The sequence below is a fragment of the Sulfuricurvum sp. genome (assembly GCF_028712165.1).
Lineage (GTDB): Bacteria > Campylobacterota > Campylobacteria > Campylobacterales > Sulfurimonadaceae > Sulfuricurvum.
In genome coordinates, this window is sequence record NZ_JAQTQR010000093.1 from 1 (window position 1) to 9,222 (window position 9,222).

General features: G+C 46.6%; 8 protein-coding genes. 3 read left to right on the plus strand and 5 right to left on the minus strand.

Features of this window, described 5'->3' with window-relative positions; all coding sequences use genetic code 11:
- The first annotated feature begins 96 nt into the window (after positions 1 to 96).
- From PHP90_RS12865 to PHP90_RS12875, 3 genes are read left to right on the plus strand one after another with little or no spacing between them, the layout of a single operon-like run.
- Positions 97 to 1,404 carry a DASS family sodium-coupled anion symporter gene (locus PHP90_RS12865; RefSeq protein WP_299930696.1) on the plus strand — a complete coding sequence of 436 codons (1,308 nt, stop codon included), beginning with the start codon at positions 97 to 99 and terminating at the stop codon, positions 1,402 to 1,404.
- The gene (locus PHP90_RS12870) at positions 1,401 to 2,648 is read left to right on the plus strand and encodes a hypothetical protein (protein WP_299930699.1); all 1,248 of its coding nucleotides are present in this window, start codon (positions 1,401 to 1,403) and stop codon (positions 2,646 to 2,648) included. Before PHP90_RS12865 ends, PHP90_RS12870 begins: the two co-directional genes overlap by 4 nt.
- Positions 2,649 to 2,695: 47 nt before the next feature.
- Entirely contained in the window at positions 2,696 to 4,207 is a 1,512-nt protein-coding gene (locus tag PHP90_RS12875) for a SagB/ThcOx family dehydrogenase (protein WP_299930701.1), read from the plus strand.
- A gap of 5 nt (positions 4,208 to 4,212) precedes the next feature.
- Here the strand turns inward: PHP90_RS12875 and PHP90_RS12880 are convergent, their stop codons facing one another.
- The 5 genes from PHP90_RS12880 to rpmB all read right to left on the minus strand — a co-directional run bounded on the left by PHP90_RS12880 (position 4,213) and on the right by rpmB (position 9,190).
- Positions 4,213 to 4,788: a phosphoribosyltransferase family protein gene (locus PHP90_RS12880; protein WP_299930704.1), complete on the minus strand. Its 576-nt coding sequence runs from the start codon at positions 4,786 to 4,788 to the stop codon at positions 4,213 to 4,215.
- Position 4,789: 1 nt separating this feature from the next.
- Positions 4,790 to 6,580: a translation elongation factor 4 gene (gene lepA, locus PHP90_RS12885; RefSeq protein ID WP_299930707.1), complete on the minus strand. Its 1,791-nt coding sequence runs from the start codon at positions 6,578 to 6,580 to the stop codon at positions 4,790 to 4,792.
- A gap of 86 nt (positions 6,581 to 6,666) precedes the next feature.
- Positions 6,667 to 7,596: a ribose-phosphate pyrophosphokinase gene (locus PHP90_RS12890; protein WP_299930710.1), complete on the minus strand. Its 930-nt coding sequence runs from the start codon at positions 7,594 to 7,596 to the stop codon at positions 6,667 to 6,669.
- 64 nt (positions 7,597 to 7,660) lie between these two features.
- The gene (gene argJ, locus PHP90_RS12895; protein ID WP_299930713.1) at positions 7,661 to 8,848 is read right to left on the minus strand and encodes a bifunctional glutamate N-acetyltransferase/amino-acid acetyltransferase ArgJ; all 1,188 of its coding nucleotides are present in this window, start codon (positions 8,846 to 8,848) and stop codon (positions 7,661 to 7,663) included.
- A 153-nt stretch (positions 8,849 to 9,001) separates the two neighbouring features.
- Entirely contained in the window at positions 9,002 to 9,190 is a 189-nt protein-coding gene (rpmB, locus tag PHP90_RS12900) for a 50S ribosomal protein L28 (protein WP_013459236.1), read from the minus strand.
- Positions 9,191 to 9,222: the final 32 nt, after the last annotated feature.

Genomic DNA, 9,222 nt, shown 5'->3' on the forward strand with positions numbered 1-9,222 from the left:
ACCAAGAGTTAAACAGCTTTTCCCCGTACTGTTGCTTGGGATTTTTGCCCTGCTCTTGTGGTTTACCCCTCCGCCACTCGCCATAACTCCAAAAGCATGCAACTTTTTACGATTTTCCTGACAACTATTATAGCTATATTAGGTAACGTACTGCCAATCATCGCAGCATCGGTCATTGCATTGGCAGTAAGTGTCTTAACCGGGGTCATTGAGCCTGCAAAAGCGTATGCCGGATTTTCGGAAAGTTTTATCCTCCTCATCGTCGCCGCTTTTTTAGTCTCACACGCGGTTCACAAATCAGGACTCGGAAAACGGATATCACTCCATATTATTCGCCGTTTCGGCCATTCTACTCTCGGGCTGGGATACAGCCTTATCGCTACCGATATTCTAATAGCTCCTGCATTTCCGAGCAATACCGCTCGAAGCGGTGTTCTCTATCCGATCGTTTACGGTCTTGCTCACGATTGCGGATCCAAAACGGGGGACAATACCCATAAAAAAGCGGGAAGCTACCTGATGATGACGTCGATGGCGGGGCTCACGATCTCTTCGGGATTATGGCTCACCGCAATGGCGGTTAATCCGATCGGAGCCAAAATCGCGGAAACGATGGGAATTCATATCACGTTCGGTTCATGGCTCGTCTATGCTTTATTGCCGACACTTGTCGCATTTATTTTAATACCGTGGGTCTTATTTCGTATCTATCCCCCTGAACTCAAAGCAACACCCGATGCTCCCAAAATGGCACGCGAAGCGCTCATTACCATGGGGCGTATTAGCCGTAACGAATGGATTACCGGAACGGTATTTTTAGGGATGCTTGCCTTATGGTCCCTCTCAGGGATATTCCCGATCGACAAAGCGGCCGTTGCTTTCGGCGGACTTGGTGTATTGATGGCTTCGAGAGTGTTCAGTGTCGAAGATTTTAGAACGCAGGGTGAAGCGCTCAGTACTCTGATCTGGTTTGCCATCCTCTTTGCTCTCTCTACCCAGCTGGCCGAAATGGGATTTATGGGAGCCGTTGCCAACCATTTTACCGGATATTTGATCGGGTTGTCTTGGGGATGGGTCTATCTCCTGCTCGTCATCGTCTATGTTTTGATCCATTATCTGTTCGTCTCCCAAAGTGCCCATTTGCTTGCCCTTTTCGGAATTTTTCTTTCCATCGGAGTTTCAGCCGGTGTTCCGGGAGAGTTGATGGCAATGATGCTGTTGTTTGCAACCAATTTTAATGCTACGATCACCCCGCAAGGCTCTTCGTGCAATGCTATCTATCTCAGTTCCGGATACATCAGTGCACGCGAAATCTATATCTACGGCGGTGCGATTACTCTGCTCAATCTCGTTATCTTTTTAGCGATCGGTACCCCATGGATCTTAGCGGTGGCACATCTATGAAACGATTAGCCTTTCTTCGCCGAACCCTTTTTGGAAAAGTGTTCCTATCTCTCTTAGGTGTATTACTACTACTGTCCATTGTCCTCTTCACTCCGTTGGGAAATCGTATGATGACCCCTATTATTGAAAAATCCCTAAGCTCTGCCCTCTCCACACCCGTTACTTTGAGAGAATTCGCATTGCGCCACAACCGTTTTCATCTGATGATTCAAGATACATTCGGAAATACCCTCTCAACCCAAGGGGGCTTTTCGCTCCTCACCCTACGACTTTACGCCCATTATCGGTTGGAATGTTTCCATGAAAAAGGGTTGAACCCTCTAACTGAGCCGTTTAAAACCGACGGTGCCCTAAGCGGAGGGATTGCAGCATTCGACATTCACGGAAACGCAACGATTTTTGGAGGAGATATTCTGTATCAAATCGAATTGCACCGTTTTCACCTCGCGATACTCGAACTCAAACTTCATGATATCGCGTATGAGCCGCTTCTTCATCTGCTCAAATACCCCTCAAAAACCGATACGATACTCTCCGGTAACATTGCTTTACGCGGATTCGATCGTCGTGATGTAGACGGGCTTATCCATGTGAGTACCCAAACGCATCGTTTTACCCCGACACCGATTAAAGAAGATAGTAACGAATCCTTTGATCTCAAATCTTTGCTGGCAGATAAATACGGACGTGTCAAACCCTTCGATGTGAATATCACCATAGATGCTTCACTAGAGCATGCCGGAGTTTTGGAACAGTTTGTCGGTATCCCTTTGGGCGGCAGTGCGGAGTTAAGTTCTACGCTTAGCGGAGACGAAAAACTTCTCACCCTTACTGCCCATACCGATGTTGCCAAAAGTGATACCTCCCTTTTAGTGTCCATTCCCGATTTAGAGCCCGCATCCGTCACATTTCATCTCAATCATGCTGACTTAAAAGAGGCATTTGCCCTTTTTGCACTCAAAGCTCCTGTGACGGGAAGAGCTGACGGAGCAGGAGAATTTACGACCAAAGGCGGTATTGTCACTGTAAGTATTACAAAAGCATCGACGCTTCCGGATGTGTTACGCCAAGAATACAACATTACGCAGCCGCTCATCCATTTTGATGCCGCCGTTCGAGCTGATATTACCCCAAAAGGGGTTCATTATCGTGGATCGTACAAATCCGATTTGGCCCGCATGCAGATCGATACTACGACAACTCATGATCAGATGCTTTCTGAACTCTTAAAAACCCTGCGCTAATGTAAAAATATAGGGGAATTTTATCCCCTATAACCGACAATCCCCCCATGAAAAATATTACAACTGTCCTCGAATATCACGACCGAACCAAACACCGTCCCACCCGTTATGCTGCAAGCCTGGGTTATATGGACTGGGCAACCCAGCCAAATCCCTTTCGTCGATACGAGGGGGCAGAGCTTATTCCTCTGAAACTCAGTACTATCACCCCTCCATACCATCTTTTGTTTGGCGGAGACCTTCCCGCTGCACCTTTGTGTTTGGAATCCGTCTCCCAACTGCTCCGATACGCTCTCGGACTCGCCGCATGGAAAAGCCACAGCGGTTCACGTTGGGCGCTTCGATGCAATGCCAGCAGCGGGAATCTCCAACCCAGTGAATGCTATATCCTCACCCCTGCGCTGGCAGGGATCAGTCAGACCCCTGCTCTTTCCCATTACGCACCGCGTGAAAACGCTCTCGAAATTCTCCATCACTTCGACACGCCCTTAGATATCGAAGAAAATACAGTTCTAATCGCATTAAGCTCTATTTTTTGGCGTGAAGCCTGGAAATACGGTGAACGATGTTGGCGTTATTGCCAGCTCGATGCCGGACATGCGTATCAGGCGATAAAGATCAGTGCCGCAGTACTGGGATGGAAATGCGATATTCTAAGCGTCGACAGTAAAGAGATTGGACGGCTTTGCGGTTTGGATCAAATCCACCGCTTTGATCCCCACGAGCAAGAGAGTCCGGATTTACTGTTGCGTCTATCCCTCTCACCCGCAGAAACTTCTGATATCGATTTACCCGCACTGCCACAATTGGACAGCCGTGCCAACATCCTCAGCCCATCCCATCATAATTGGCCGATTTTAGAAGTTATTGATGCTGCGACACAAGGAGTCTATCCACTTACTCAATCTTTGACGCAATCTCGTATCACTCCGCCGCCTTCTAAAAGTGCCGGAGAGATCATATTAAAACGGCGCAGTGCCCAAATGATGGATAGTACCTCCATCACCGAAGAGCAGTTTCGCCGACTCCTCAACGCTTCGCTTTTTTGCTCTGAGACAAGTGATGTCCATTTCGTCCTTTTCGTACATCGTGTTGAGGGATTGGCGAAAGGGTTGTACACCTATGTCCGAAATGCAGCTGATTTAGAGTCTCTAAAAGTAGCCATGGATATTACGTTTGAGTGGAGGGATTATAGTGAGGGTCTGTATCTGCTGAGAGAAGGTGATTATCGAGGAGCGGCACAGATGATATCCTGCAATCAGGAGATTGCAAAAGATGCAGCCTTTAGTTTCGGTATGCTTTGTAATTTTTCAGGCTCACTTGAAAATCACGGTGCCATAGGATACAAAAATCTCTACCACCAATGCGGGGCTATCGGTCAAATGCTCTATCTTGAGGCAACATCTCTCGGGCTCAGTGCAACGGGAATCGGATGCTTTTTAGACGATGAATTTCATGCACTGTTAGGACTTCAAGATCTGAAATATCAATCGCTCTACCACTTTACGATCGGACGTGCCATTGTCGATGCCCGTATCACTACGGAAGAAGGATATTAATCTCGTTATCGATTCTCTGCATCGGTCAGCGTGAGGCAAAAGAGCACTTTTTTCCCTTGAGAGCGAAGCACTTCGGCAGCTTCGCTCAGTGTTGTTCCTGTTGTCACGATATCATCGACCAAAATCACCTCTTCTTGTTCGAAAGGCATATAGTTAAATCCTCTCGGATTCAAAAGCCTCTCTTCGACACTTTTACCGGCATATTTATGGTCGTTCGTAGCCCGTAATTTTCCGTAAACCGGCGTTATACGAGATGACTTCAAGGCACGGTTGAGAATCGCCGTGTGGCTGTACCCACCTTTGGCATTGTCATCGATTCCGATAGAATTCACACGATGTTCATACTGCCACTGTGCAGCGAAAGCGCCAAGTGCACGCTTTGCTAAAATCGTATAAATATAATATCCGACATCTGTATGTTTCGTCAGCAGCAGCGGTTCAATGTCGTCATAAGGGAAAAAAGAGAGTACCTCGACGGAGCCGAGGATTTTTCGTTTGTGGAGTGTCGGAGTGAGAAACGTCGTTTGGCAAGAACGGCAGATGTGTGAAAAACTGAATCGCTCACACATCATGCAGCGCATGTTAATCCATTTTAAGAACGGACATGAACGCCTCTTGGGGAAGCTGAACTTTCCCGATCGCCTTCATCCGTTTCTTACCCTCTTTTTGTTTGTCGAGAAGTTTGCGTTTACGGGAGATATCTCCCCCATAACATTTTGCGGTAACGTTTTTCCCCATCGATTTGACCGTTTCACGGGCGATAACACGGTTTCCGATAGAGGCTTGAATCGCCACTTCGAAAAGCTGACGAGGAACGATCTCTTTCATGTTCGTAACGAGTGCCCGACCTCGAGTATCGGCAGAAGTTCGCGGTACGATAACACTCAGAGCATCGACCACATCTCCCGCAACACGGACGTCGAGTTTGACCAAATCCCCTTGACGGAATTCGATAGGATCGTAATCGAAACTCGCATACCCTTTGGAGGTTGATTTGAGTTTATCGTAAAAATCGACAACGATCTCGTTCATCGGCATCACATAAATGAGCATCACCCGAGTCTCGTTGAGATACTCCATTTTTTCCTGCATTCCGCGCTTAGCAGTCAAAAGGGTAATGACATTTCCCAAATAGTCGGTCGGAACGATTACCGTTGCACGAACATAAGGTTCTTCGATCCGCTCGATGTTCTGAGGTTCAGGAAGTTCGCTCGGATTTTGCACCTCGACCATCGTTCCGTCGGTTTTATAGACTTTATAGACAACAGACGGCGCCGTAGCAATAAGATCGAGATTAAACTCACGTTCCAACCGTTCTTTGACCACCTCCATATGAAGCATTCCCAAAAATCCGACACGGAATCCAAACCCCAGAGCGATAGACGTTTCCGGTTCATAGCTAAGGCTGCTATCGTTGAGTTTGAGTTTATCAAGGGCATCACGAACCGATTCAAATTCATCGGTATCAATCGGATAAAGTCCCGCAAAAACAAACGGTTTTGCCGGAGCGTATTCACCAACCGGCTCACGAGCTGGATTACGTGCATCGGTGATCGTATCGCCGACACGGATAGATCCAACCTCTTTAACACCCAGAATGACAATACCGATCTCTCCGGCCTTAATCGCTTGCGTTTTTTGGCGGCGAAGAGGATGAGGATACATTAACTCCAATACTTGATGATTTTCATCGTTGTGCATCAGTTTAATCATCTGACCCATCTTGATCTCACCGTCAAATACACGTACCAATGCCATAGCCCCCTGATACGTATCAAACCACGAATCATAAATAATTGCTTTAGTCGTAGCAGATGGGTCCCCGACAGGAGCCGGAATACGATCGACGATTGCATCGATCAATGTTCGAATCCCTACTCCGGTTTTTGCCGAAATCATTATCGCATCGGTTGCATCGATCCCGATCGTCGTTTCGATCTCTTCGGCGACCCGTTCCGGTTCGGCAGCGGGGAGATCGATTTTATTGATAACAGGGATGAGGGTGAGATTGTTTTCCATCGCCATATAGACATTCGCAATAGTTTGTGCCTCAACCCCCTGCGCCGCATCCACGATCAATAATGCACCGTCACTGGATGCCAGTGATTTCGAGACTTCATAGCTAAAATCGACGTGGCCCGGAGTGTCGATCAGGTTGAGGATATAGTGTTTGCCGTCTTTGACGTAATCGAGACGAACACTTTGCGCTTTGATCGTAATACCTCGCTCTTGTTCGATGTCCATTGTATCCATCATCTGTTTGCTCAGTTCACGGTCACTGACCGCTCCGCACTCTTGAATAATACGGTCAGCTAAAGTACTTTTACCGTGGTCGATATGGGCGATAATTGAAAAGTTGCGAATGTTATCCATTAGGTTCTATTGCTCATTTATTTTAATTAGTGAAATTATAGCAGAACGCTGCTTAGGGGGTTGGGCTGCAAAGCCCGAAAGAGGACTTAGCTAAAAAGGCTGTTAACACTTTCGTTATGATAGACACGACGAATGACTTCGGCGAAAAGCGGGGCCACACTCAATACCTTGATTTTATCACTTTGACCGCTCAATACGAGCGTATTGGAGATAACCAATTCATCCAGCTCACCGCTGTTAAGATTTTCATACGCTTTGCCGCTGAGAACACCGTGTGTCGCACATGCCATAACCGACGTCGCACCCCGTTTTTTGAGTGCGGCAGCCGCTTTTACCATCGTTCCCGCAGTATCAACCATATCATCGATCATAATGATATCTTTACCGGCAACATCACCGATAATATTCATAACTTCCGATTCATTCGCCTTTTCACGGCGTTTGTCAACAATAACCATTTCAAGACCGAGCTTCTCGGCAAAATAACGGGCACGTGTTACACCCCCGATATCCGGAGAGGCAATAACCGGGTTCGGGAGATTTTTAGAGCGGATATACTCTTCAAAAATAATTGCACCGTAGAGGTTATCAACAGGGATGTCAAAGAAACCTTGAATTTGTCCCGCATGTAAATCAATCGTTACGACACGATCAATACCAGCAGTTTCAAACATATCGGCTACGAGTTTTGCAGTAATAGGAACACGGGGAGCTGCTTTACGGTCTTGGCGAGCATACCCGAAATATGGGACAACCGCTGTAATAGAACTCGCAGATGAACGGCGAAGCGCATCGGTCATGATCAACAATTCCATCAAATTGTCATTCGATGGTGCACCCGTTGATTGGATAATAAATACATCACGTCCGCGAACACTTTCAGAGATTTGAACGTTAATCTCTCCGTCACTGAAACGTTTTACTGAAGCTTTGGAGAGGGGAACATCAAGGGTTCTGCACACTTCCGCCGCAAACTCGGTACATGCTGAACCGCTGAAAATTTTATATCCGCGCATGGGTCTTCCTGTTGCCTATAAATTATCGCGATTATAGCAACCTATCACTTAGCGAATGCTAATACTATGTACGATAATCCGCATTAATTTTGACGTATTCGTGACCCAAATCACATCCGTATGCGGTGAATTCACCGTCTTGAAGCCCGATATCGCAATGAATCGTAAAAGAGGATTTCTGCATCACAGCAGCCGCAAACGGTTCAAGTTTTTCATCGAAAAGCAGCTCCCCTTTTTTATACACACACACATCATCAAACCAGATGCTCAAAAAGGCTTCATCACACATAATCCCGCTCGCACCCACCGTCGATGCGATACGTCCCCAGTTGGGGTCTTGTCCAAACAGAGCTGTCTTAACCAATAATGAATTGGATAGAGCTTTTGCAGCAATCTCCGCTTCATTCGCATTGATTGCACCCGTCACTTTATAGGTCACGAGTTTTGTCGCTCCTTCTCCGTCACGTACCATCTCTTTGGCCAAAAAGAGCATCATCGATTCCAATGCCTCTTTGAAAGCACCGGCATGAAATGCTCCGCTTTTGCCGTTTGCCATAACCAATACCGTATCGTTCGTCGAAGTATCTCCATCTACACTCGCCGCATTAAATGTCGTATGGACACATTCATCGAGGATGCTTTGCATGGTCGCTTTATCCGCTGCAGCATCGGTCGTGATAAAACAAAGCATCGTTGCCATCGCAGGATTAATCATCCCTGCACCCTTTGCCATAGCGCCGATTCGAAACGACTGACCGTTTTCCAAAACAACTTCATACGCAATACGTTTGGCGAAGGTATCCGTCGTCATAATCGCTTCCGATGCACGTACTCCGTCGCGTCGGGACAAATCAAGCGTCTTGGCTCCTTCTATGATTTTAGCTTTCGGTAGACGCACTCCGATAACCCCCGTCGAACTCATGACAGGATTTTGGATCTGAGGAAATTGCTCTTGAAGCGCATTAAGAACCTCATCAATGTCATCAATTCCGGCACGCCCCGTCATTGCATTGGCATTTTTTGCATTAACCAGGACAAAATTTCCCTCGAATTCACCCTTGGCACGAAAATGGCGGATCGGTGCCGCAGTCATTTTATTGGTAGTGAAAACCGAAGCAATCGCACAAGGAATCTCGGAATAGATAAAAGCTAAGTCATATGCTCCCTCTTTTTTCAGTCCGATATGAATTCCGTCGGCAAAAAATCCCTCTGCGGCACAGACACCGCCTTCAATATGATTAATAGTATACATGTTGATATGCTCCCAAAAAGGATATTTAAATAATGGTAATATTATAACCTAGCTCAAGGTTAAAACAGTGTTTTTAAAATGTAATAAAGAGAAGTTTTAGGGAAGTAAAGGTGGGAGTAAACTCCCGAAATGCGTGGGACTCCACGCGGGAGGTTACGAATCTTTTTTAAGAGTGCGAAGCTCAGAAGCAGCGATTTTGAGTTTTTTAGTTGTACCGTCTTCGAGTGTTACACGAACAGTGCGAAGGTTTGGTAAAAAACGGCGCTTAGTTCTATTTTTCGCATGAGAAACGTTGTTCCCGCTCATTGGGCCTTTACCGCTAATAGCACATTTTCTTGCCATTTTGAGGCTCCTTGCGTAAATTTAGGTTGCGA

Coding starts and splice junctions, on each gene's coding strand:
- PHP90_RS12865 (WP_299930696.1), top strand. CDS start 97: ATGCAACTTTTTACGATTTTCCTGACAACTATTATAGCTATATTAGGT.
- PHP90_RS12870 (WP_299930699.1), top strand. CDS start 1,401: ATGAAACGATTAGCCTTTCTTCGCCGAACCCTTTTTGGAAAAGTGTTC.
- PHP90_RS12875 (WP_299930701.1), top strand. CDS start 2,696: ATGAAAAATATTACAACTGTCCTCGAATATCACGACCGAACCAAACAC.
- PHP90_RS12880 (WP_299930704.1), bottom strand. CDS start 4,788: ATGCGCTGCATGATGTGTGAGCGATTCAGTTTTTCACACATCTGCCGT.
- lepA (WP_299930707.1), bottom strand. CDS start 6,580: ATGGATAACATTCGCAACTTTTCAATTATCGCCCATATCGACCACGGT.
- PHP90_RS12890 (WP_299930710.1), bottom strand. CDS start 7,596: ATGCGCGGATATAAAATTTTCAGCGGTTCAGCATGTACCGAGTTTGCG.
- argJ (WP_299930713.1), bottom strand. CDS start 8,848: ATGTATACTATTAATCATATTGAAGGCGGTGTCTGTGCCGCAGAGGGA.
- rpmB (WP_013459236.1), bottom strand. CDS start 9,190: ATGGCAAGAAAATGTGCTATTAGCGGTAAAGGCCCAATGAGCGGGAAC.